Source organism: Pantoea vagans (genome assembly GCF_004792415.1).
In the GTDB taxonomy this organism is placed as follows: Bacteria; Pseudomonadota; Gammaproteobacteria; order Enterobacterales; family Enterobacteriaceae; genus Pantoea; species Pantoea vagans.
Window position 1 is genome coordinate 2,428,914 of the sequence record NZ_CP038853.1, and the last position, 22,696, is coordinate 2,451,609.

Annotated in this window: 21 protein-coding genes; 8 read left to right on the plus strand and 13 right to left on the minus strand. The window is 58.5% G+C overall.

Annotation, left to right across the window (positions count from 1 at the left end; all coding sequences use genetic code 11):
• Nucleotides 1–80: 80 nt before the first annotated feature.
• A complete protein-coding gene (locus EGO56_RS11325) occupies nt 81–644 on the plus strand; it encodes a class I SAM-dependent methyltransferase (protein WP_135909155.1) in 564 nt (187 codons plus the stop codon).
• Here the strand turns inward: EGO56_RS11325 and EGO56_RS11330 are convergent.
• On the minus strand, nt 632–1,357 hold the full coding sequence (locus EGO56_RS11330) for a glutamine amidotransferase (protein ID WP_135909157.1): 726 nt from the start codon (nt 1,355–1,357) through the stop codon (nt 632–634). The two genes, EGO56_RS11325 and EGO56_RS11330, sit on opposite strands and share 13 nt — an antisense overlap.
• A gap of 172 nt (nt 1,358–1,529) precedes the next feature.
• On the opposite strand from EGO56_RS11330, the gene EGO56_RS11335 reads away from it, so the two are divergent.
• The 3 genes from EGO56_RS11335 to EGO56_RS11345 all read left to right on the plus strand — a co-directional run bounded on the left by EGO56_RS11335 (nt 1,530) and on the right by EGO56_RS11345 (nt 4,379).
• Entirely contained in the window at nt 1,530–2,414 is an 885-nt protein-coding gene (locus EGO56_RS11335) for a DMT family transporter (protein ID WP_013357563.1), read from the plus strand.
• 46 nt (nt 2,415–2,460) lie between these two features.
• A complete protein-coding gene (locus EGO56_RS11340) occupies nt 2,461–3,840 on the plus strand; it encodes a CoA transferase (protein ID WP_135909159.1) in 1,380 nt (459 codons plus the stop codon).
• 173 nt (nt 3,841–4,013) lie between these two features.
• Entirely contained in the window at nt 4,014–4,379 is a 366-nt protein-coding gene (locus EGO56_RS11345; RefSeq protein WP_135909161.1) for a helix-turn-helix domain-containing protein, read from the plus strand.
• A 114-nt stretch (nt 4,380–4,493) separates the two neighbouring features.
• Here the strand turns inward: EGO56_RS11345 and EGO56_RS11350 are convergent, their stop codons facing one another.
• From EGO56_RS11350 to ghrA, 3 genes are read right to left on the minus strand one after another with little or no spacing between them, the layout of a single operon-like run.
• Nucleotides 4,494–5,060, minus strand: a complete 567-nt coding sequence (locus tag EGO56_RS11350) for a TorD/DmsD family molecular chaperone (RefSeq protein WP_135909163.1) — start codon at nt 5,058–5,060, stop codon at nt 4,494–4,496.
• A 28-nt stretch (nt 5,061–5,088) separates the two neighbouring features.
• A complete protein-coding gene (locus EGO56_RS11355) occupies nt 5,089–5,826 on the minus strand; it encodes a phosphatase (RefSeq protein WP_033732325.1) in 738 nt (245 codons plus the stop codon).
• 39 nt (nt 5,827–5,865) lie between these two features.
• Nucleotides 5,866–6,807 carry a glyoxylate/hydroxypyruvate reductase GhrA gene (ghrA, locus tag EGO56_RS11360; RefSeq protein WP_135909165.1) on the minus strand — a complete coding sequence of 314 codons (942 nt, stop codon included), beginning with the start codon at nt 6,805–6,807 and terminating at the stop codon, nt 5,866–5,868.
• 210 nt (nt 6,808–7,017) lie between these two features.
• Here ghrA and treA point away from each other — a divergent pair, with 210 nt between their 5' ends.
• Nucleotides 7,018–8,703 (plus strand): alpha,alpha-trehalase TreA, encoded by a 1,686-nt coding sequence (treA, locus tag EGO56_RS11365; RefSeq protein WP_135909167.1) that lies wholly within the window; start codon nt 7,018–7,020, stop codon nt 8,701–8,703.
• A 191-nt stretch (nt 8,704–8,894) separates the two neighbouring features.
• Nucleotides 8,895–10,994 (plus strand): TonB-dependent siderophore receptor, encoded by a 2,100-nt coding sequence (locus tag EGO56_RS11370; protein ID WP_135909169.1) that lies wholly within the window; start codon nt 8,895–8,897, stop codon nt 10,992–10,994.
• A gap of 66 nt (nt 10,995–11,060) precedes the next feature.
• Here EGO56_RS11370 and EGO56_RS11375 read toward each other — a convergent pair whose 3' ends face one another.
• Entirely contained in the window at nt 11,061–11,309 is a 249-nt protein-coding gene (locus EGO56_RS11375) for a GlsB/YeaQ/YmgE family stress response membrane protein (RefSeq protein WP_013357556.1), read from the minus strand.
• A 209-nt stretch (nt 11,310–11,518) separates the two neighbouring features.
• Here EGO56_RS11375 and EGO56_RS11380 point away from each other — a divergent pair, with 209 nt between their 5' ends.
• Complete coding sequence (locus tag EGO56_RS11380; protein WP_135909171.1) at nt 11,519–12,253, plus strand: flagellar brake protein; 735 nt, start codon at nt 11,519–11,521, stop codon at nt 12,251–12,253.
• A 96-nt stretch (nt 12,254–12,349) separates the two neighbouring features.
• Complete coding sequence (locus EGO56_RS11385) at nt 12,350–13,480, plus strand: mechanosensitive ion channel family protein (protein ID WP_135909172.1); 1,131 nt, start codon at nt 12,350–12,352, stop codon at nt 13,478–13,480.
• Between the two features lie 116 nt (nt 13,481–13,596).
• On the opposite strand, the gene EGO56_RS11390 is transcribed toward EGO56_RS11385, so the two are convergent.
• The 8 genes from EGO56_RS11390 to EGO56_RS11425 all read right to left on the minus strand — a co-directional run bounded on the left by EGO56_RS11390 (nt 13,597) and on the right by EGO56_RS11425 (nt 22,643).
• Nucleotides 13,597–15,015, minus strand: coding sequence for an L-fucose/L-arabinose isomerase family protein (locus EGO56_RS11390; protein WP_135909174.1), 1,419 nt, complete (start codon nt 15,013–15,015; stop codon nt 13,597–13,599).
• Nucleotides 15,016–15,035: 20 nt separating this feature from the next.
• Nucleotides 15,036–16,523 (minus strand): FGGY family carbohydrate kinase, encoded by a 1,488-nt coding sequence (locus EGO56_RS11395; protein WP_135909176.1) that lies wholly within the window; start codon nt 16,521–16,523, stop codon nt 15,036–15,038.
• Nucleotides 16,524–16,525: 2 nt separating this feature from the next.
• Nucleotides 16,526–17,470, minus strand: coding sequence for a transketolase family protein (locus tag EGO56_RS11400; protein ID WP_135909178.1), 945 nt, complete (start codon nt 17,468–17,470; stop codon nt 16,526–16,528).
• Nucleotides 17,463–18,293 carry a transketolase gene (locus tag EGO56_RS11405; RefSeq protein ID WP_033732315.1) on the minus strand — a complete coding sequence of 277 codons (831 nt, stop codon included), beginning with the start codon at nt 18,291–18,293 and terminating at the stop codon, nt 17,463–17,465. The genes EGO56_RS11400 and EGO56_RS11405 overlap by 8 nt, the downstream gene beginning before the upstream one ends.
• A 183-nt stretch (nt 18,294–18,476) precedes the next feature.
• The gene (locus tag EGO56_RS11410; protein WP_013357549.1) at nt 18,477–19,583 is read right to left on the minus strand and encodes an ABC transporter permease; all 1,107 of its coding nucleotides are present in this window, start codon (nt 19,581–19,583) and stop codon (nt 18,477–18,479) included.
• A 2-nt stretch (nt 19,584–19,585) separates the two neighbouring features.
• Nucleotides 19,586–21,100 (minus strand): sugar ABC transporter ATP-binding protein, encoded by a 1,515-nt coding sequence (locus EGO56_RS11415; protein WP_135909180.1) that lies wholly within the window; start codon nt 21,098–21,100, stop codon nt 19,586–19,588.
• Nucleotides 21,100–21,699: a DUF2291 family protein gene (locus EGO56_RS11420; RefSeq protein ID WP_135909182.1), complete on the minus strand. Its 600-nt coding sequence runs from the start codon at nt 21,697–21,699 to the stop codon at nt 21,100–21,102. The genes EGO56_RS11415 and EGO56_RS11420 overlap by 1 nt, the downstream gene beginning before the upstream one ends.
• Before the next feature lie 2 nt (nt 21,700–21,701).
• Nucleotides 21,702–22,643 carry a D-ribose ABC transporter substrate-binding protein gene (locus EGO56_RS11425; protein ID WP_135909184.1) on the minus strand — a complete coding sequence of 314 codons (942 nt, stop codon included), beginning with the start codon at nt 22,641–22,643 and terminating at the stop codon, nt 21,702–21,704.
• Between the last annotated feature and the right edge of the window lie 53 nt (nt 22,644–22,696).

Consider the following 22,696-nt stretch of genomic DNA (forward strand, 5'->3'; position numbering starts at 1 on the left):
TTCCCGAAAGCGTAGTCAGCGAGAAACTTGTGCGGCACAAAGGGGGTCAACCTGAGGATGAATTCATTCCGGAGATAAGCATGCTGGCTTCAGCTTTTACCCAGATGCGCGCTAAAGCCAATTTCGTGCATCAGTTTATACGCAATCCGCGCAAGATGGGCAGCATTACCCCCTCGTCAGAGGCGTTGTGCCGGACGATGATTACGTCAGTGAAATGGCCTGAAGTGTCGCGCATAGCGGAACTTGGCGCGGGTGATGGCGTACTGACCCGGCAGATACTGGCACAGATGGCACCCGACGCCACGCTGGACGCCTTTGAAATCTGCACTACGCTGGCAGACAAGCTAACCGCACTGGAGGACCCGCGCATGACCGTGCGTACCTGCTCTGCGGAGTATCTGAACGGCAACTATGACGTGATCTTCTCCGGCCTGCCGCTGCTCTCATTACCGCCCGAACTGCGTGAAGCCATTCTCCGAGCGGTCTATAACGCCCTTGGCCCGGACGGTGTTTTTGTGCAGTTCCAGTACACCTCGCTGACCCAGCCCGATCTGTCGCGTTACTTCACCTGGGAGCGCCAGCGGGTGCTGAAAAACGTGCCACCCGCGTGGGTCTATCGCTGCACGCGTCACTACGCGCCCTGAGCACGCTCCACTGCCGGGCGCGTCTGTTGCCAGAACGTCACCAGCAACTCGCGCGCCCAGTCTTTGCCCTCTATCTCGTTGGCCCCATCCTCTTTGCAGCCTGGCGGCGTACAGACACTCATAATGTGCCGTGAAAACTCGGGATGAAACTGTACCGAGAGCGCCTGCGGTGAATAACGCACAATCTGACAGCCATCGCGCGCAGAAGCGGCCAGCACCTGTGCCCCGGACGGCGCGCTGACGACCGACTGACGATGCGACAGCCAGACGCTGAAGTCGGCGGGCAGCTTCTGCAGCAGCGGATCGCGCTGTGTCTGATCGGAGCAGCGAATGGGTAACAGACCGCGTTCCCAGCCGTTGGGATTGTCTGCCACTTCACCGCCCAGCGCATATGCCATCAGTTGATGGCCGTAACAGACACCAAGCAGCGGCAGACCCTGATCAATCGCCGCTCTGACCCAGGCGGCGCTGCGCTCACTCCAGTCGGCGTGATCGGTGACCATCGCCCAGGAACCGCTGAGGATCGCGCCGGAAATCTGATCAAAATCGGGTAACGCTTCGCCCAGATGAGGCCGCACAATCAGGTACTCATCGGGTTGCAGATTCAGTGCATCAATAAACCAGCGCGGCTGTTCACCAATCTCTGAAACGACGTTTGCGGGTGGGACTTCAAGCTGAATCAACGCAAGGGGTAAGGCGGACGTATAGGTCATACCGAATCGGTTCCTTTAAGAAGTCGTTTCAAATCAGTCTGCCAGCATCACGCCCGAAAGTCTCATCGGGCTGCACCGCAATTGCAGAAAATTTCTCACTGCGATTGGCTGGAGTGCCGCAGTTCGTGCCATCATTAGCGGGCTAAGCAAAAATCATCGAAAGGATATTATCGTGGCTGTGCGGCATTTTTTTCTGATTCTGATGGTGGTTTCCATCTGGGCCTTCAACAACGTGGCGGTGAAATGGGGGCTGCTGGAATTGCCGCCGCTGTTTCTGACGTTTATGCGCTTTGTGGTCGTCGCCATCGTGCTGGTGCCGTTCTGCCGTATTAACCGTCAGCAGTTGCCCTGGCTGCTGTTGCTGGCTTTTACCTTCGGCTTTATGCACTTCTCGCTGCTGTTTGTCGGCCTGCGCTATACCGATGCCGGTACCGGCGCGATTGTGGTGCAGCTGGGCACACCGATTGCGATGTTGCTGGCGATGGTGGTACTGAAAGAGAAGCTGAAGCTGGTACAGCTGCTGGGCATTATGATTTCGCTGAGCGGCGTGGTGGTGCTCTCTGGCAGTCCGACCATTCCCTCGTGGTGGGTGCTCTGTCTGCTGTTGTGCAGCGCCACCGGCTGGGCCGTCAGTAACCTGATAGTGAAAAAGTCGCCGCCGATTAAACCGCTGACCATGACCGGCTGGATTGCGTTTCTGGCGATTCCCATCGTCGGCGGCTCCAGTCTGGTGATGGAATCCCATCAGCTTTATGCGCTGCAGCATGCAGGCTGGCGCGGCTGGTTTGCCATTCTTTATAGCGCCATCGCCTCGTCGATTGTGGCCTATACGCTGTGGTATATGCTGCTGAAGAAATATAACGTCAATCTGATCATGCCCTACTCGCTGCTGACGCCGGTTTTATCGGTGGTGATGGGGATTATCGTGCTGGGTGACAGCCTCAACAGCTTCAAGATTATCGGCGCCTCGCTGGTGATCCTGGGCACGGCTATCGCGGTGCTTAACCTGCGTAACCTGCGGATGCATGCGCGCTTCCCGCGCCTGCGGCGGCGTTAATCCTGCGTGTTATGCTTGAGAAATCTCCCCTCTCAGGAAGCACAAGATGGACTCACAGCTTGCCGCCGCGCTCTGGCAGCAGATGCAGCAGGGATTGCGGGGTCGCGACGACGCCTTGCCTCTTCCTGCCTTCCTTGAGCGCGCCACCTTCGCTTCTGCTTTTGCCGTCAGTGAACTGGCGGCCACCAGCATCGGTCTGGCAACCCAGGCTACCGCCGCACTGATTGCCGCCTCCCACCCTGAATATCTCTCTCCACCCGTCGCTGTCAATGTGCGCCTGGCGTCGCGCTGGTTTCAGCAGAGCTTTATCCCGCTGAACCGTGCTGCGCCCGCGATGTGGGATGCGTTTGCCGGTGACTATCGCAGCCGCGATGGCTGGATCCGCCTGCACACCAACGCCGCGCATCACCGGCTGGCGATGGAACAGGTGCTGGGCGCGCACGCCGATCGCGCGGCGCTGGCACAGCAGGTGCAACAGTGGCAGGCCAGCGAACTGGAGCAGGCGATTATTGATGCCGGTGGCTGTGCTGCTGAAATGCGCAGTGCCGCCGCCTGGCAGCAGCATCCCCAGGGCCAGGCCGCGCAGCATGAGCCGCTGTTTAGCTGGAAAACCACACTCGCGGCACCCGCTCCGGCGTGGCCGCTGGCCGAAGCGCGCCCATTACTGGGTATCAGGGTACTGGATCTGACACGGATTATTGCCGGGCCGGTCGCCACGCGGTTTCTGTCCAGCCTGGGGGCCAGTGTGCTGCGCATCGATCCGCCAGGCTGGCAGGAGCCGACGCTGGATGAGGAGATGAGCTGCGGCAAACGTCGGGCGGTGCTCGACCTGACGCAGCCCGCCGATCGCGATCAGTTTATCCGCCTGCTGCGTGAAGCGGACGTGCTGGTGCATGGCTACCGGGCTGATGCGCTGGAGCGGCTCGGGTTTGATGCAGAGACGCTTCAGTCACTCTCGCCCGGTCTGGTTGATGCGGGTCTGAATGCCTGGGGCTGGCAGGGTCCGTGGCGCAACCGCCGGGGTTTCGACAGTCTGGTGCAGATGGGGTGCGGCATTGCTGAACGCGGCATGCAGTGGCAGCAGAGCGACAAACCGGTCCCGCTGCCGGTACAGGCGCTGGACCATGCCACCGGCTATCTGCTGGCGGCGGCGGTGCTGGAAGGATTGCGGCGGCGCGTGACGCAAGGAGATGGCAGTCAGGTACGGCTGTCGCTGGCACGCACCGCGTGGCTGTTGCAGCAGTTTCCCACCGGGCAGTGCGCGGGTTCTGGCATTACGCCGCGGGTTAAAGACAACCTGCCCTGTTACGAGTTAACGCCATGGGGGCTTGGGGTCAGGCTCAGGGCAGCCGCCTGGCTACCCGGCACCCCGCAGCTTTGCGCAACACCAGGCTGTGCGCCGGGTTCGCACCCGGCGAGGTGGTGAAACGATACATTAGATAATTAGAAATAAACCCCGATATTAGGTTATTATCTTATCAACGGGCCATTAATCAGGGACGTCGGTCATTTACTGATATTTGTTCACGTCCGGCAGTGTGGTCCACAGCCCCATGCATCCATAACCCCTGCATCGACTTACAGAGTCCCGGATAAACTATGTCAAAACAGTACATCTATGATGAAGCAGGCAAACCTCAGTATGTGGTCTTGCCGGTGGCGGAATATGAAAAGCTGCTCTTGGCCAGCGATGACGCGTGGGAAACGATTCCCGTAGAAACTGACGAGCACGATGATGAGACGATCCCGCATGACGTTACAGGGATTATGATTGAGCAGGAAGTGAGTCTTCAGGCGGCATGGCGTATATTGCGGGGTTTAAGCCAGCAGGATGTGGCTCAACAGCTAGGCACCACGCAGAGTGCGATTTCTCAACTGGAACGACCCGATAGTAAGCCGCAGAAAAAGACGCGTGAGCGTCTCGCAAAACTTTATGGCTGCCGACCAGAGCACCTGATCCTGTAAACCGTCAGAACAAACGCGATTCTGGTTTCAGCGGATAATCACGCTGTATCTGGAGAATTTTCTTAAGCTCCCGGCAATTAAGTGCGCCAGGTTCACACCCGGCGCAGTAGTGAATCAGGCGTCTGGCGCTTCTTCGCTGCTCTCAAGCAGTTCGTTGTACATCGCCTGAATTGCTTCGCGGCTCAGCATCGCCAGGGTGCGATAAAACGCAGTAGTCGCGTGTGCTTCCACTTTGCCCAGGAACGTTCCGCACCACGGCAGCAGGTACTCCTCAAACAGTGCCAGCTGCGCCGCGCTCTCATCTGCCGCTGACTGATCTTCCAGCCAGGATGCGGCCAGCAGCAGCACGCCAAAATGGTCAGCAGGCGCATCGCTCAGCGGCATGCCGCGTGAGGTTAAGAACGCACGTACTTCCGGCTCCGTTTTGCCTTCCGGCCACTGTGAGGCGTATGGCGGCACATTACAGTCGCTGCCGACAAACAGCGCATTGTAATCGGCGGCCAGCGCCTGCGGATCGCTGTTCTGTTGCAGACGCGTCAGCAGCTCATCCTGCTCCAGCGGCCACTGCGACTGCAGTTTGCCTTCACGCAGCAGTGTGAACAGCGGCACCAGCAGCGGGTCCTGCGGCTGACGATTAAACAGTGAGCCGATCACGCGGCACAGAATGGAAAACTCATTCATGAGTCAGATTTCCTTGAGGCAAAATAAATTAAAAGTCAGCCAGTTCAGCAATATGTTTGCCGCTACGCATTTCCAGAAAGTCGAGCAGGCGACGCGGCGTGACATTTAACACTCGATCCTCAGGAAAATCCACCTCACGGGCAATCCGCAGGCAGTGATCGAAATGGCCCAGCGTAAACGCGGTGTGGGAATCGGAGCCGAATGCCAGCCGTCCACCCGCATCGCGCACGGCGGCGGCGATAGCGCGGCAGTTGGGTTCGCTGCCCGGACGCGAATGGGTAAAGGAGGAGTTGTTCAGCTCCAGCGCCACGTCATAGTGTGCTGCTGCCTCGGCAATCGCCGGAATATCGACCGGGAATTTTGGGTTGCCCGGATGACTGATGATATGAACCAGCCCGCCCGCCATGGCGGCGATCATCGCGTCTGTGTGATGCTTTCTGTCACGCGGCGCATAAACCGGCTCGTGAAAACCGGCGACGATTAAATCCAGTGCATCAAGCATCGGGCCGGAACAGTCGATCTCACCCTGCTGGTTTTTAATGTTGGCTTCGATACCGCGCAGAATCCCCACGCCATCGATGACGCGCGGCCAGACGCGCATGTTAATGAAGTGCCAGTAGTGCGGCGCGTCCGCCATGTCGGGGCCGTGGTCGGTAATGGCAAACAGCTTCATGCCGGTTTGTTTCGCCTGGGTCACGTAGTCGTGCAGCGTGCTGTAAGCATGCGTGCTGGCGATGGTGTGCATATGCAGATCTACCGGATACATCCTCTTCTCCTGCTGAGTGCCCCTGCCGGGGCCGGTTCATTAATAGCCGCGCTGACGATCTACCCTGCCCTGCGGCGGCTCGCCTGCCTGATCCTGGGTGATGGCGCGGGCGATGTAATCGATAGCTTCGTCGATCAAGGTTACCGCCGCATTATGGGGCGTGATCGTGACGCGCGGATGTGACCAGAGCGGATGCGCTTCGGGCAGCGGTTCAACCTGAAACACATCCAGCGCCGCCGCTTTCAGCTGACCGCTATTGAGCGCGGCCAGCAGATCCGCTTCCACCACCTGTGCGCCACGCGCGATGTTGAGGAAGAACGCGCCGTGCGGCAGCTGCTCTAAAAAGTCATGGTCGATAAGATTAATGGTCTCGTGCGTGCTCGGCAGCAGGTTGATCACTACCCGCGTCTCCTGCAGGAAGGCGGGCAAGGCATCGCGTCCGGCAAAGCTGGTCACGCCGTCGATGGCTTTTGGTGAACGGCTCCAGACGCGTAGCGGGAATCCCCAGGGTTTGAGGCTCTCTGCCACGCTCTGTCCCAGCACGCCCGCGCCCAGAATCCCGACGGTGAAGCTTTCACGCGGGTAAGCAGGCAGCGGCTGCCAGCACTGTTGCTGCTGCTGAAGACGGTAGTCATCAAAACGACGGAACCAGTTCAGTACGCTATGGACAGCATACTCCTGCATCTGACGCGCCATCCCGGTATCTTCCAGCCGATAAAGCGGCACGCTGTCGGGCAGCATCTCAGGGTGCTGCTGCAACTGTTTGAGAATCTCGTCAACGCCTGCACCCAGCGCAAAGACGCCGCGCAGTGTGGCGCGTCCCTGCAGCATCTCTGCGGGGGGTGAACGAACCAGCGCATAATCTGCCGGTCCGTTGTCGCCTGGCTGCCAGGCACGCACACGCGCATGTGGCAGACGCTGTTGTAAACCGTTAATCCAGGCCGCTGCAGACTGCGACGGGTGATACCAGATGATCTCCATCCTGCTCTCCTTTTTTTCTTTCAGCGTCGGGGAAAAGTGAGGTGAGAGCAAGAAAAAACCCGCGTGAAAAAGCGGTTTTTTCCATAAAAATAATTCCCGTGGCTTCACATTTCCGGCTCGCTTCAGGGTGAAGTGGACAGATAAGGTCTAAAGTTGGTCCTGTGGTCAATGCGTTACGCGCGGCCGCATTTCGGACAAGGAGAAAAACCGATGACAAAAATTGAGGTAAACGCCGACTCACGGCGTCAGCGTTATGCGCCCTTTCTGCTCACGTTGCTGCTGAGCGTACCCGCTTTCACCGCCCATGCCGACGACAACAGCCGCATGCTGAATAATCAGCCGCAGCCGCCGGACGTTCGTTTAGGGCCGCTGTTTAATGCCGTGCAGCAGGCAAAGTTCTATCCCGATCAGAAGACCTTTGCCGATGCGGTGCCGAAATTTGATCCCGCTTCGATTCTTGCCGACTGGCAGATGCAGAAGAAACAGCGCAATTTCGATCTCAAACGTTTTGTTGACGCTAACTTTACCCTGCCCGCTGCGGGCGACAAATATGTGCCGCCCGCCGGACAAAACCTGCGTGAGCACATTGATGGCCTGTGGCCGGTGCTGACGCGCACCACCAGCAGCGCCGGTAAATATGACTCGCTGCTGCCGCTGCCTAAGCCCTATGTGGTGCCGGGCGGGCGTTTCCGCGAAGTCTATTACTGGGACAGCTACTTCACCATGCTGGGGCTGGCCGAGAGCGGACACTGGGATAAAGTCCAGGATATGACGGATAACTTCGCCTCGCTGCTTGACCGTTATGGCCACATCCCCAACGGCAACCGCAGCTACTACCTGAGCCGTTCACAGCCGCCGTTCTTCAGCCTGATGGTCGACCTGCTGGCGACGCACGATGACGGCAAAGCTTATACCCACTACCTGCCGCAGCTGCAGAAAGAGTATGACTACTGGATGGCCGACAGCGATAACGTCGCGGCGGGCGCAGCCAGCAAGCGTGTGATTAAGCTGGCAGATGGCACCCTGCTCAACCGCTACTGGGATGCGCGCGATGTACCACGCACCGAATCCTGGATGGACGATATTGCTACTGCGCAGAAAGCGCCGCAGCGCAATAAAGCTGAACTTTACCGCGATCTGCGTTCCGGTGCCGCATCGGGCTGGGATTTCAGTTCACGCTGGTTTACCGACGCGCACAACCTGTCGACGATCCGCACCACCCAGCTGGCGCCGGTTGACCTGAACAGCCTGCTGTTCCATCTGGAGCAGACCCTGTCGAAAGGCTACCAGATGAACAAACAGAGCGATCTGGCGAAGCAGTATGCCGATCGCGCAGAGAAGCGCCAGGCGGCGATCAACCGCTATCTGTGGGACAGTAAACAGAACTGGTATGCCGACTATGACTGGCAGAAAAAGCAGGTTCATCCGCAGCTGACGGCTGCCGCGCTGTTCCCGCTCTATCTGCAGGTCGCCAGTGATAAGCAGGCTGAAAGCACTGCCAGCGCAGTTGAAAAGCAGCTGCTGAAGCCCGGCGGTCTGGTGACCACCACCGTGAACAACGGCCAGCAGTGGGATGCACCGAATGGCTGGGCACCGCTGCAGTGGGTTGCCGTGGAAGGCCTGGAGCATTACAACCAGCCAAAACTGGCGAAAGAGGTAGGCTTACGCTTCCTGCAAAACGTCCAGACAACCTATGACCGTGAGCATAAGCTGGTGGAGAAATATGTCGTCGACGGCAAAAATCTTGGCGGCGGTGGCGGCGGTGAGTATCCGCTGCAGGACGGCTTTGGCTGGACCAACGGCGTCACGCTGAAACTGCTCGATAAGTATTGCCCGAAAGAGAAGACCTGTAACAGCGCCCACGATATTCCGCAGGCGTCAGCCTCACAACCTTAACCCTCTCTGGATACCTCTGGCCTCACCGGAGGTATCCGCACGCCTTTTCAGCGAATTTTACTTGACCTTCTTACATCAACAGGCAAAATTGCAGCCAATTTACAAAAGGTAATAATTCTCATTATGATAATGAGATTACCTATTAACAACTTTACTCACCTGCCTTAATCTTTGCTATGAAAGGAACTCCGATGAAACTGTCACTGTCGCTGAGAGGGTATATTCGCCTCTGCACCCTGGCGCTGACCGCGCCTGCTCTGAGTTTCGCTGCCGATATGGTGGTGACTGCACAACCGCAGGAAGACTCAACTTCACCGACCCAGGGCTATCTGGCGACGACCAGCCAGGGCGCAACCAAAAGCGATCGTCCGTTGATCACCACGCCGCAGTCGATATCCGTGGTCACCCGCCAGCAGATGCAGGATCAGGGCGCCCTGACCCTGAACCAGGCACTCGGCTACAGCTCCGGCGTCTTCACCAACTTTGGCGGTGCCGCGACCCGTTACGACACCATTGCGCTGCGCGGCTTCCACGGCGGTGATGTCGATAACACCTTCCTCGACGGCATGCGGCTGATGAGCGACGGCGGCAGTTTCAACGTATTGCAGGTCGATAACGCTTTCCTTGAGCGCATCGATGTGATCAAAGGCCCCTCTTCTGCCCTTTATGGTCAGACGGTGCCAGGCGGCCTGGTCAATATGGTGACCAAACGTCCGCAGTTCAGCGAAGAGGGTCACATCCAGCTGCAGGCAGGCAGTAATGCCACCACCGGCACGATGTTTGACTATACCAATGCGATCAACGACCAGTGGGCGTTTCGCCTGACCGGCGTGACCCGCAACAGCGATACGCAGTACGATCACACCCGCGAAGAGAAATATGCGCTGATGCCGCAACTGATGTGGCAGCCGGATGAAGATACCCATCTGATCCTGAAAGCCTATCTGCAGAAAGATCCTTCAGGTGGTTACCACGGTTCCGTACCGGGTGACGGCAGCCTCACCGAACACAACGGCTACAAGCTGAGCAATGGCTTTTATGAGGGCAATAGCGACCTCGATCAGTTCAAGCGTCGCGAGCAGATCTACAGCTTCGACTTCGCCCATCGCTTTAACGACGTCTGGTCATTCTCCTCAACCGGCAGCTACAGCCACTCGAATGTCGATCTCGATCAGGTTTATCAGATTGGCTGGGATGAAAATAATCCCGATCTGCTGAACCGCTACTACTCCGGGGAGCGCTCGTCGCTCTCCGCCTGGTCCACCGATAACCGTTTAACGGCAGAGTTCAACACCGGCGAACTGGAGCACCGCGTGACGCTGGGTGCCGAGTATCACCGTTATAAAAATGAGATCAGCGCGGCGGGCGGTTCAGCCAACCAGCTGAATGCCCTGACCGGCGAACAGGTGGGCGATATGCCGGATTACACCTGGGCGGATAAAACCCGTCGCTACTATCAGACCGGTCTCTATCTGCAGGATGAGATGAAGCTGGATCGCTGGCACCTGGATCTCTCCGGTCGTTATGACCGCATCGTCGCCAACAACAGCGGCAGCGATCGTCGTCAGGACGATCACATCAGCGGACGTGCAGCACTGCTCTATGCGTTCGACAACGGTATCTCACCTTACGTGAGCTGGAGCCAGGCGATTACTCCGACCGCGCTCACCGATCCCAACAATAATCTGCTGAAGCCGACCACCGCCGAGCAGTATGAAGCCGGGGTGAAATATCAGCCCAATGGCACCCGCGATCTCTATAGCGTGGCGGTCTATGACCTGACGCAGAAAGATGTGGCGAACCGCAACGTGCTGACGGCGACCTATTCGCCATCGGGCAAAGTTCACTCACAGGGTATCGAGCTGGAAGCACGTAATCAGCTCACCCCGCGTCTGAGCACCGTGGCGAGCTATACGCTGAATCATCTGCGCTTTAAAGATTCGGTGGATGGCAACAGCGGACATACTCCATACGTTACTCCCAACAGCATGGCGGCACTCTGGGGTCACTATCAGTTTGATTACGGTCTGAGTGCGGGTGCAGGCGTGCGTTACATCGGCAAACAGTGGGCGGACAATGCAAACACCACACGTGTGCCGTCAGTAACGCTGTTTGATGCATCAGTGCGGGCCGATCTTGGCGTCTGGAACAGCAGCCTGAAAGGGGCCTGGGTTCAGGTCAACGCCAACAACCTGACCGATCGTACTTATGTGGCGGGCTGCTACGGCACAGGCTACTGCTACTGGGGTGCGGAACGCAGCGTGATGGCGACCGTTGGTTACGATTTCTGATTAAAAGTAAAAGATAAAAAAAGGGGACGAATCGCTTCGTCCCCTTTTCTGTTGAAACCGTTACGGTTAACTGCGTACTTTGCGGTATACGAACAGCACCACGATGGCACCGATAACAGCGACCACAAAGCTTCCGAAGTTAAACCCATCGACGCGGCCGAAGCCAAACAGCGTACTGATCCAGCCACCCACTACGGCACCGATAATACCCAGAACGATAGTCAGAATGAAACCGCCACCGTCTTTACCCGGCATAATCCACTTCGCCAGAATACCCGCGATTAAGCCAAAGACGATCCAGGAAATAATACCCATCTGTTGCTCCTTCCTTTTTATGATTAAAGCGTGAACGCCTGATTTATCAAGCGGTTTACCGCGATAAGTATAGCCAGCTTTTTGTAAAACGCCTCACGGGTCACACTATTTTTTAAGAATTCACCGGCTAAAGCTTTTTTTTGCCGCGCCGATAACCGGGATGAGGCAAAAAAACAGCATAAATACAGTAACCCCTTGCGGAGCAGGACGTGAAAGAAGCCGACCAGGAACAATATTTAAAACGTGGCACGCTGGCGGTTCTGGGCGTAATGAAAGATCTGCTGCGCCTGCAGACGCCACTACTGGTGCGCTTCGCGCGCGGGCAGTTTATCAGCCGGATGCTGAATGCCGATAAAGATCGCCTGCTGTTTGACCTCGGCAGTAATAACCTGGATAACGAATACGCCCTGACCAGCGACGATCTCAGTATCACCGCTGAAACCTTCGGCGCGAAGGTAGAGTTCAGCCTCGCCTCGCTGGAAAAAGTGGAGTTTGAAGGCTTACCCGCCTTCAGCGCGCCGCTGCCGGACCTGCTGTGGCAGATTCAGCGACGGGAATTCTTCCGCGTCTGCGCCCCGATGGAGCCGCAGTTCTGGTGTCATACCCTGTGGCCGGATGGCCGTAAAACGCGCCTGCGATTGCAGGATCTCTCCCTGGGCGGTCTGGGCGTGCTGGTAGATGAGCCGCTGCCGGACGGATTGCAGAATGGCGATAGCTTCAATCAATTTCGGGTTGAGCTGGGCGAATATGGCATTTTTGACGTGCCGGTGAAGCTGCTGAATATTGGCGAGCGCTGCGTTGTTACCCGCAAAAACGAAACCCTTGTGACACCGCGCCTGAGCTTTCGCTTTGCCACGCTGAACCCGGCGCAGGAGCGGCAGCTTCAGCAGATTATTTTTGCTCTTGAGCGACTGGCTCGCGATAAATCGACCCGTTTCCAGTAACGTCTTCAGGGATGCGCCACACAGGTGGGCCGCATCCAGGCTATGCTTCTTGCTTGTTTTCTTTTAAACCGGAACCCAGCAAGGAGACCCTCCCCAATGGAAAACTGGCTCTCTTCACGTCGTTTTCACTCCCTCTTTTTTAATCAGGAACTCTGGCTCAACAGCGCCATCGTGGTGGTTTCCACGCTGGTGATTTACTGGGTATTACGTACCCTGATTCGCTTTATCTCCAACCGGATTGCGCTTTACAGCGAACATCGTCATGTCCGCGCGACCGCGATTCTGGTGGAGATACTGCGCAGCACCAGCCAGACCCTGCTGCTGATCTTTTCGCTGCTGATTGCCCTGAAGTTTGTTGACCTGCCCGAATCCTGGAGCGTGACCATCGCACACGGCTGGTTCCTGGCGCTGATCGTACAGCTCGCGCTGTGGATCGACTGCGGCATCCGGCTCTGGCTGAAAAGCCTGCTGCGCGACCCGCTGCATGTGCGGAATCCGGTGACGACGGTGATCCTCGGGATTCTGCTGCGGGTCGTGGTCTGGATCATGATGTTCCTGGCCATTCTGTCGAACATGGGCATCAATATTACCGCGCTGGTCGCCAGCCTGGGCGTTGGCGGTATCGCGATTGCGCTGGCGATTCAGACTGTGCTGAGCGATGTGTTTGCGTCGCTGGCGATAGGCTTCGATAAGCCGTTCGAGCATGGCGATTTTATTGTCTTTGGTGATATTGCCGGTTCCATTGAGCATATCGGCCTGAAAACCACCCGGCTGCGCAGCCTGAGTGGTGAGCAGATCGTCTGCTCAAACACCATTCTGTTGCAGCAGACCATCCACAACTACAAGCGCATGCAGCAGCGCCGCATCGTGTTTAAGTTTGGCATCAGCTATGCCACGCCTTCTGAGCAGGTGCGCGAGATCAGCCCGCTGGTGAAAGAGATTATCCAGGGTGTTGAGACCACCCGTTTTGACCGCGCCCACTTCCTGGCTTTCGAGGACTCGAAGCTGACTTTTGAAGTGGTCTATTTTGTACTGGATGCGGATTACAACAAGTACATGGATATTCAGCAGGAGATTAACCTGCAGCTCATGGCGGCTCTTGAAGAGCGCAATATCCGCTTCGCCTTCCCGATCCGTCAGGTTGAGTTCAGCGGGGGTAGTCTGCCGCCGGTGGATCTGGTTGCCGTGGAAAGTGACGATGGCGAAGTGCGCAGAATGGCGCGCTAGCATGCCGCCCTCCTGTCCTGCGGATGGCGGGCCATGAAGCCGATGTGGCCAGAAACCGTGGTCGCATCGGCTGCGCCGCATTGCCCTTATCGCGTTCTGCGATTCACTCTTATCGCTTACTGATGCCGATAGCAGCTCACGCCGAGATACTCACTGAAAGCTTCCTGCAGCACACCGGCCGTGGCCGAGTGGTTCATCGCCACGTGGTGCTCAAAGCCATTGCGGCAGATCCATGCCAGCAGCGTCTCCAGCTGCGGCACCTGTATGACCGCACGACAGCCGACCGTGTCCAGCGGATCGGTGACTGATAGCCCCTCACCCACATAGGCTTTGATTTCGCCGCTGAAGTCGTCGGTCGAGAGGCGGAAATAGGTGAGGTCGCCCTGCTTCATCCGGCCATGCACCGCACCGCAGGTGTTCTCTTTGCCCACGGTGGTGCCAATAATATCCGCCGTGCCCATGGTCGGTGACTCCAGGCTGGCGCTGGCAAAATTCCCGCAGTGAAACAGCACGCATTTGTCCCGCTCATCGCCAAAGTTGTTGTTCCAGTCCGCCAGTGAAGCAGGACTCAGCGAACAGCTGGCGAGCGCATACATCGACAGCGCGCCCATCACGTCCACTTCACAGGCGCTGGGCATCAGCTGACCCGACATCACGCTCATGATTGAGCAGACGTTGATGCCCAGGTTTTCCTGCAGCGACGTCCAGCACTGAATGGCAGTCGTGTCGATATCGTTGTCACTGATCCACTCGCTGATCACCACAAACAGTTTGGCCATAGTCACCAGTTTGTCGCCCGGAATGCCGCGCGCATCGGCGTTGGCTTCCAGGATCTCGCGCTTCTCTGCCACACGGATATCGTCATCACGCAGCCGGTTTGTGCGGGTAAAAATCTCCGACAGATCCAGGGTTTCTACCGCGATGCCCATCTTCTCCAGCAGCTTTTCGCTGTAGCGGACGGTGTTGAATCCGGCGGGCCGCGCACCAATCGCGCCGACGCGAACCCGCCGCATCGCATTCACGACCCGGCAGAGCTGGCTGAAGCGCTGTAAATCCTGCTGGAAAACCTCGCCGCTCAGGGCACAGACGTGCTGGCGGGTCAGGGTAAACGGAATGCCGTACTGCCGCAGGTTGTTGCAGAGCGATATTTTGCCGCAGAAACTGTCACGGCGGGTCGCCAGCCCCATTTTATCCAGGTTGTCCTCTTCCGCCTGCACCAGTACCGGCACATTCAGCCCGGCCAGACGCAGCGCTTCGGCAATGGCCTTTTCATCACCAAAGTTAGGCAGCAGTACCACAATGCCGTGAATCGCTTCGCGATGCTGACGAAACAGCGCAGCACAGGTTTTGGCCTCCTGCCGCGTCTCGACGCCGCCCAGATTGGTCTGGGTTTCATCCAGCATCACCGTATTGATGTTCATCTTTTCAAACAGCGCAACCGCCTGCTGGCGCGCCTCGCCCACCAGATAGCTGGGAAAAAATCCCCGGTTGCCAATGATGACACCGAAGGTTAACTGCTGAGGAAGTGTTGACATGGCTCTGCTCCGGTTAAGGATTAATGTGGCTGATAACGACAGCGTGCAACGGCGTCGATCCAGCCTTTATAGTTTTCCTGCATACGCTGCGCATGCTCTTCACGTGGCATGATGACGCTGCCGCCCTGCAGCGCCTGCATATCACTGCCCTGCTGCCACCATCCCAGTACTTTGCCCGCCAGCAGCGCCGCGCCCAGCGCGGAAACTTCGGCAGTCGGCACCCGCTGCAGCGGCCGCTGTAACACATCCGCCTGTAACTGCATCAGCCAGCTGTTTTCGGTGGCGCTGCCATCCACACAGAGGGCCGGGAGCTGCTGGCCGCTGGCCTGCTCCATCGCAAAAAAGACGTCGGCAATTTGCCAGACGATCGACTCTAGCGCGACACGCGCCAGTACCTCGGGCGTGGCGGCGTCCGTCAGTCCGCATACCATGCCGCGCGCCTGCAGATCCCACCAGGGCGCGCCCAGGCCGGAGAGCGCCGGGACAAAATAGATGCCCTGATTGTCGTCGCAGCGCTGCGCCATGGCGGTCAGCACACGCGGATCCTGCACGCCGAGCAGTTTGCCCAGCCAGGCGGCACCGGAACCGGTATGGGTGATGTTGCCTTCAAACGCATAACGCAGCGTGCCGTCGTGCCAGGCCACGGTGGTGCTGAGGCCATTTTCCGTCAGCAGCGGCGTCGCCATCGACATCATCAGTGAAGAGCCGGTGCCGTAGGTGGCTTTCACCACTTCTGACTCGCCGCGCCGCTGCGCCTGCAGCGCAGCATGGGAGTCACCGATGCGCGCCAGAATGGGCGTACCGGGCGCTAAGCCGGGAATGTCACGCACCGCGACCACGCCCTGTTCGCTAGCGGAAGAGGTAATACGTGGCAGCGCGGCGCGCGGTAGCTGAAACAGCGTCAGCAGCTCCTCGTCCCAGTCATTAAGATGCAGACTATAAAGTTGAGTGCGGGCGGCGTTGGCGTGATCGGTAACGAATACCTCACCTGCGCTGAGCTGCCAGCTGAGCCAGCTGTCGACGGTGCCGATGCAAAGCTCACCAGCTGCGGCCCGCGCCGCGCCGTCGGGAATGGCGGCCAGCATCCCGGTCAGCTTGGCGGCCGGAAACATTGGATCAACGGCCAGCCCGGTTAAGCCGGTAATACGTGGCGCTTTGCCCGCCTGATGCAGATCGCGACAGAATGCCTCTGAGCGTCGATCCTGCCAGCTCACCAGTGGCGTCAGCGGCTGACCATCACGCCGCTGCCAGATCAGCACCGACTCGCGCTGATTGCTGATCGCCACGGCCGCGACAGGCGCGCCATCACAGGCTGACAGACACTGGATGATCGCCTGTTTTACCGCCTGCCAGATCGCCACAGGGTCTTGCTCCGCCAGTCCGGGCTGCGGATGTTGCAGGGTTAAACTCTGGCTGCCGCGCGCCACGACGCGGCCACTGCGATCAACCGCAATCGCCTTGGCGTTGGTGGTGCCTTCGTCGATCGCCAGAATCAGGGGTCCCACCATGTTTATGCTCCTGCGCAGATGCGTGCTGCACTGTTGACTACGCTGCTGGCATCAATGCCATGACGGGCGCGGGTCGAGGCGCGATCGCCGGCAATCGCATATTCGCCATCCGGAATGCCGAGCCGTAACAGCGGGATGCCGCAGCCGCCTTCCGCCAGCACTTCGGCCACCAGGCTGCCGACACCCCCATTGACGTTGTGCTCTTCTACGGTAATCACCGCTGGGTAGTGATTTAACAGGTTCCGCAGCTGTTGGGTATCACAGGGACGAATCGATGGAACCGCGATCACACCGGCTGAAATGCCCTTTTCAGCCAGTTGCTCAGCGGCGTGAACCACCTCGTGAACCGTTGAGCCCATTGCCACCAGCGCGATGTCGCTGCCTTCCCGCAACAGGTCGATCGCACCCGGACTGAACCGGTAGCTTTCGTCGTGCAGCTGCGGCAGATCTTTGCCGTCCAGACGGATATAGACCGGGCCGACATGCTCAAGGGCGTAGTCGATGATCTGGCGGCACTCCAGCGGGCAGGAAGGCGCATAGATCTCGATATTGCCGAAACCGCGCATCACCGCGATATCATCAATGCTGTGGTGGGTGCTGGCTAACGGACCATAGCTGGCCCCGGCATTCAGCCCGAAAAGTTTGACGTTGGTGTTGTTGTAACAGACGTCCACTTTCACCTGCTCATTGGCGCGTGATACCAGAAACGGCGCGGCGTTACAGGTCACCGCAACTTTGCCGCCCAGCGCCAGCCCGGCCGCTGTGCCCACCAGCGTCTGCTCGGCGATACCGACGTTGATCAGACGGTCGGGAAACGCCTTGATAAAGGGGGCGATTTTGGCGGTTGAGGTGGAGTCAGCTACCACCGGCACCAGATCCACGCCGCGATTCACCGCGTCGATGAAAGCCGTCACCATGACGCTTGCTAAATGTTGTGCATTACTCATCTTTCAGTTCCTCCAGTGCCAGCGCGATCTCTTCGCCTTTCGGCACCCGGTGATGCCATTCGGCTTTGCTCTGAATAAAGGAGATACCAAAGCCCTTTTCGGTATGTGCCACAATCACCTGCGGCTTGCCGTTCTTCGGCAGGTTTTCAATGGTGTCGACGACCGCCGCCATCTCATTGCCGTTGCATTCGGTGACCTCCAGCCCGAAGGCACGCCATTTTTCCGGCAGCGGATCGGTGTTCATGATGTCGCGGGTCGCCCCCGCCAGTTGCAGCTTGTTCTTGTCATTAATGATGATCAGGTTGTCGAGGCCGTAATGCGCTGCGACCAGTGCTGCCTCCCAGTTGCTGCCTTCGGCCAGTTCCCCGTCGCCGGTCACCACAAAGATGCGGCGCGAGCTGTTATCTTTTTTCGCTGCGATAGCGATGCCCACCGCCACCGGCAGTCCGTGTCCCAGTGCGCCGGTATTCAGCTCAACGCCAGGCGTTTTCTGCCGCACCGGATGGCCGGGCAGATGCGAGTCGGCATGCTGATAGGTTGCCAGCCAGTCGGTCGGAAAGTAGCCCGCTTCCGCCAGCACGCAGTAATAACCGCCCACCGCGTGACCTTTGGACTGGATGTAGATGTCACGCTGATCGTCGTCCGTGCGATCCGGGGCGCAGTTCAGAATACGGAAGTAAAGCGCGGTGAGGATCTCCACCTGCGACAGATCGGCACCGGTATGGCCGCCTGCCGGGCTGCCCGCATTCAGCTGGATAATGCGACGACGGATAGCACGCGCCCGACGCTCAAGGTCTTCGACCGGAAGATTGAAAGGATTCATACACTACCTCTGAATTTTAAATCGGTTATGAATATATATTCACATCGGTTAAAAAAATTTCTGCCAGAAAAGGCGTGCCTTACACGGGCACTCCCCTTTGTCTGCCACTCTGCCCGTTAATCCGGGCAGGCCATCCCCGTGAGCAGAAACATGCAGCAGTCCCGCCTGCCTGGCTCAGCGCATTCAGGATTTTGCCGGTGAGCCCTCCTCGATTAATGCTTTCTGTGCCACCACCGCCGCCTTCTGCTGCATCCGGCTCTGAGTCTGGTCGATAATGACCGCGATGATGATGACAATGCCCTTAATGACCATCTGCCAGAATTCGCTGACGCCCATCATGATCAGGCCATCCGCCAGAAAGCCGATGACAAACGCCCCAATCAGTGTGCCGACAATGGTGCCGCGTCCGCCCGCCAGCGAGGTGCCGCCCAGCACCACGGCGGCAATCGCGTTCATCTCAAACGCGGTGCCGTTCGCCGGATGGCTGGCGACCAGCTGCGATGAGACCACGATGCCGGCAATGGCTGCGCAGAAGCCCGACAGGGTGTAGACCAGAATTTTCACCTGCCGGGTTTTCACCCCCGACAGTTCAGCGGCACGCTCGTTGTCGCCGATGGCATAGACCTGACGGCCAAACGGCAGACGACGGGCGATATAGGCGATGACCAGCGCCAGCAGCACCATCATCCAGATGGCATACGGCAGCCCGAGAAACGTCCCCGCACCAATCCTGTCGAAACCGGTATTGCCCAGTAGCGGATTACCCTGCAAACCGGGAAAGGTCTCGCCGCCGGAGGTGAGCATTGCCGCGCCGCGCAGGATGTACATGGTGCCGAGGGTGCAGATAAAGGGGGCCACATTGTAGCGGGTAATGATCCAGCCGTTGCCCGCGCCAATCAGCGCGCCGACCAACAGCACAACCGGCACAATCACCCAGACGCTGGGAAAGATAGCGATGCCAAACATCGGCAGCACAATGCCTTTAGTGATCAGCCAGCCGGCGATCATGCCGCACAGCCCTAAGGTGGCCCCAATCGACAGGTCAATGCCTGCGGTGATAATGACAAAGGTGATGCCCAGCGCCAGAAAGGCGTTGATGGCGATATGTTTCACCATGATCACCAGGCTGCCGGTGGCGAGAAAGTCCGGCACGGTGATGGCGAAGAAGCCGACAATCAGAATCAGCGCAATAAAGGTGCGCAGTTTCAGAAGCAGCAGCAGAATGCTTTCGCGTGAACTGAACGCTTTAGCCGGAAGTGTGTTCAGCGCGACGCTGTTATTGCTTTTCATGCTCAGAACCCCTGCGCACTTGCTTTCACCAGCGCTGCCTCTTCCGCCTGGTCGCGGGGAAGATCAGCCGTAAGTTTGCCGCCCGACATCACCAGGATGCGATCGGCTACCGCCATAATTTCTTTCAGGTCTGAGGTGGAGAACAGCACGGCGATGCCCTGCTGCGACAGCGCTACCATGGTGCGAAACACCTCGGCTTTGGCCCCGACGTCAATGCCGCGGCTCGGCTCATCCAGCAGCAGCAGACGTGGATTGGTCAGCAGCGCACGGCCAATCACCACTTTCTGCTGATTGCCGCCGCTGAGTGCACTGATGGCGACGTCCGGCGACGAGATTTTGATCGCCAGGTTGCCCACCGTCTGGTTCACCGCCTGCTGCTCCGCCTGATGCGCAATGGCAAAACGGTGCGACAGTCGCCGCCACAGGCTGGCGATGGTGAGATTACTGGCGACCGACGAGACCGGGAAAATCCCGGCGCGTTTGCGATCTTCCGGCACCAGGCTCATGCCCATACGGATGCGATCGGCGGTCGGCAGACGGGTTGGCAGTGGTTTACTGTCGAGCCACAGCCTGCCGAGATAGTGGCGCTGGCTGCCGAGCAGACACTCAAAAAGTTCGGTGCGACCCGCGCCCATCAGTCCGTAGATCCCGACAATTTCCCCGGCCCGCACCTGAAAACTGACGTCATCCACCAGCGTATTGCCGTTAGGGCTGACGCAGGTAATATGCTGCGCCTCCAGCACCGGTGCGCCAAATTCACGCTCATCCGGCAAAAAGGTCGTGACCGGCTCACTGCCCAGCATCTCGCGCACGATCCACGGCACATCGATGGTGCTCACCGGGGCTTCCGCCTGGAAACGTCCGTCGCGCAGAATGGTAATCACGTCACCAATCGCCATCAGCTCCTCCAGCCGGTGGGAGATATAGATGAGGGTCACGCCCTGCTGCGTCAGGTCGCGGATCACCCGGAACAGGATCTCCACTTCGGTTTTGCTCAGCGCGGAGGTCGGCTCGTCGAGGATCAGAATGTCTGCATCTTCCGCCAGCGCTTTGGCGATCTCCACCAGCTGCTGCTGACCCACTTTGAGATTGCCGACCCGCTCAGTGGGCGAGATCGGCTGATCGAGCCGCGCCATCAGTGCGGCGGTGCGGCGTGCCTGCTCCGCCTCATTGATGGGTGACAGGCCGCGCTGGATCTCCCGGCCCAGAAAGAGGTTCTCCGCCACCGTGAGGTTTTCAAACAGGTTCAGCTCCTGGTGCACCATGCCGATACCGTGCCGGGCAGCGTCACGGGTGCTGCTCAGCGTCAGCGGCTCGCCATTCAGGAACAGCGAACCGGCGGTGGGCTGCTGCACCCCGGCCAGAATCTTCATCAGGGTCGATTTTCCCGCCCCGTTTTCACCGATGATGACGTTAACTTTGCCGCGCCAGACCCGGTAGTCGACGCGATCCAGCGCCAGCGTGCCGGGAAACAGCATCGATATCTGTTCGGCCCGCAGAATGATCTCATCGTTCATCAGTGCGTCCCCCGCTTCAGCTCCACCGCCACCACCTTTTCAACGCTGTTGTGACCGATGCTCACCGCCAGCAGCGCCTGCACCGGCTGGTTGACCCAGCTGGCATCCAGCGGCGGCAGCTGCTTCACCGCGTGACGGTTCAGCGCCCGCGTCAGCTGGGCGTACTGCACCTGATTCGTAAACTCCTCGAAACGGAACCCGGCGGCGTCGCGAATAGCGTTGCTGCGCAGCACCGGCCCGACGCTGACTGCCACCGGTTTACCGTTGATCGTCAGCGTCAGCGTGCGTTCACGCGGATTACTCTCATCCAGGGCGCTGGCCGTCCCGCTGGCCCGTACGAAGACGCTTTCACGCCCCCCGGGTTTAACCGTCTGACTTTTCGCCTCCATGTCCGCCCAGCTCAGTGCGTGGCTGTTCGCGGTGGTCATGACCCGCGGCTGCCAGGTCTCCTCCGCAATCTGCTGCGGCGTCTGGGTGGTATAGCTGGGCTTCGCGTGCGGATCTTTCGGCAGAATCGGGTTACCGTCCGCATCCAGATCCACCACGGTGCAGGCGCTGAGCAGCGCCATACCGGTCAATACCGCCACTATCCGTTTCATAGTTATTTCGCCAGGTTGAAGTTTTTCAGCTTAGCGGCGTTGCTGTCGTCAATCAGCACACAGTCCATCAGCTGCTTCTCCTGTTTCTGCGCTTTGCCGTTCTTCAGGTAGTAGTCCGCCTGCGTGACCGCCATCTGCGCCTGATCCCAGCCCGGTTGGAGTACCGTCGCTTTGATGTTGCCTTTGTTGAGGATCGAATCGCGGGTGTAGTCGCTGCCGTCAAAGCCCACCACGATCACCGAGGTTTGCCCGGCGGCTTTCAGCGCGGCTTCCGCGCCCAGCGCCATAGTGTCGTTACCGGAGATCACGCCGACGATGTTGGGGTGCTTCTGCAGCAGGGTTTCCATGCGGCTGAAGGCTTCGGTCTGGCTCCAGTTCGCGCTCTGCTGCGCCACCATTTTCAGGTCGGTGTAGTCATCCAGCACGTCGTGATAGCCCTGCGACCGCACGCCCGCATTGGTGTCAGACTCCTTGCCCAGCAGTTCAACGTACTCGCCTTTGCCGCCCAGCAACTTTGCAAATTTCTCTGCACCCAGCTGCGCGCCCTGATAGTTATTGGAGACAATCTGCGCCACGGCGATACCGGTTTTGTTGATCTCACGGTCAATCAGAAAGGTCGGGATACCGGCATCTTTGGCTTTCTGCACCGGCCCGACGGTGGCGTCCGCGCCGGCGTTATCCAGAATGATCGCTTTCGCTTTGCGCGCAATCGCGGTCTCAATCAGCTGGTTTTGCTTGTTAACGTCATCGTCGTGCGACGCCACCAGCGTGGCGTAACCCAGCTCTTTGGCTTTGGCTAACGCGCCTTCTGCCTCGGCTTTGAAAAACGGGTTGTCATGGGATGGGGTAATAATCGCCAGCAGGCCTTGCTCTACCGCCAGCGCCGTTGCAGAAAAAGCGAACATCGAAGCCAGCAGGGTCAGTTTAATCAGAGGACGAGTCATTATTTTTCTCCGCTTGAATATATATTCACACGCGATTTTATATGCATAATGAC

Coding starts and splice junctions, on each gene's coding strand:
- EGO56_RS11350 (WP_135909163.1), bottom strand. CDS start 5,060: ATGAATGAGTTTTCCATTCTGTGCCGCGTGATCGGCTCACTGTTTAAT.
- EGO56_RS11425 (WP_135909184.1), bottom strand. CDS start 22,643: ATGACTCGTCCTCTGATTAAACTGACCCTGCTGGCTTCGATGTTCGCT.
- EGO56_RS11410 (WP_013357549.1), bottom strand. CDS start 19,583: ATGAAAAGCAATAACAGCGTCGCGCTGAACACACTTCCGGCTAAAGCG.
- EGO56_RS11415 (WP_135909180.1), bottom strand. CDS start 21,100: ATGAACGATGAGATCATTCTGCGGGCCGAACAGATATCGATGCTGTTT.
- EGO56_RS11325 (WP_135909155.1), top strand. CDS start 81: ATGCTGGCTTCAGCTTTTACCCAGATGCGCGCTAAAGCCAATTTCGTG.
- EGO56_RS11400 (WP_135909178.1), bottom strand. CDS start 17,470: ATGAGTAATGCACAACATTTAGCAAGCGTCATGGTGACGGCTTTCATC.
- EGO56_RS11330 (WP_135909157.1), bottom strand. CDS start 1,357: ATGACCTATACGTCCGCCTTACCCCTTGCGTTGATTCAGCTTGAAGTC.
- EGO56_RS11355 (WP_033732325.1), bottom strand. CDS start 5,826: ATGTATCCGGTAGATCTGCATATGCACACCATCGCCAGCACGCATGCT.
- EGO56_RS11395 (WP_135909176.1), bottom strand. CDS start 16,523: ATGGTGGGACCCCTGATTCTGGCGATCGACGAAGGCACCACCAACGCC.
- EGO56_RS11370 (WP_135909169.1), top strand. CDS start 8,895: ATGAAACTGTCACTGTCGCTGAGAGGGTATATTCGCCTCTGCACCCTG.
- EGO56_RS11420 (WP_135909182.1), bottom strand. CDS start 21,699: ATGAAACGGATAGTGGCGGTATTGACCGGTATGGCGCTGCTCAGCGCC.
- EGO56_RS11340 (WP_135909159.1), top strand. CDS start 2,461: ATGGACTCACAGCTTGCCGCCGCGCTCTGGCAGCAGATGCAGCAGGGA.
- treA (WP_135909167.1), top strand. CDS start 7,018: ATGACAAAAATTGAGGTAAACGCCGACTCACGGCGTCAGCGTTATGCG.
- EGO56_RS11405 (WP_033732315.1), bottom strand. CDS start 18,293: ATGAATCCTTTCAATCTTCCGGTCGAAGACCTTGAGCGTCGGGCGCGT.
- ghrA (WP_135909165.1), bottom strand. CDS start 6,807: ATGGAGATCATCTGGTATCACCCGTCGCAGTCTGCAGCGGCCTGGATT.
- EGO56_RS11385 (WP_135909172.1), top strand. CDS start 12,350: ATGGAAAACTGGCTCTCTTCACGTCGTTTTCACTCCCTCTTTTTTAAT.
- EGO56_RS11375 (WP_013357556.1), bottom strand. CDS start 11,309: ATGGGTATTATTTCCTGGATCGTCTTTGGCTTAATCGCGGGTATTCTG.
- EGO56_RS11345 (WP_135909161.1), top strand. CDS start 4,014: ATGTCAAAACAGTACATCTATGATGAAGCAGGCAAACCTCAGTATGTG.
- EGO56_RS11390 (WP_135909174.1), bottom strand. CDS start 15,015: ATGTCAACACTTCCTCAGCAGTTAACCTTCGGTGTCATCATTGGCAAC.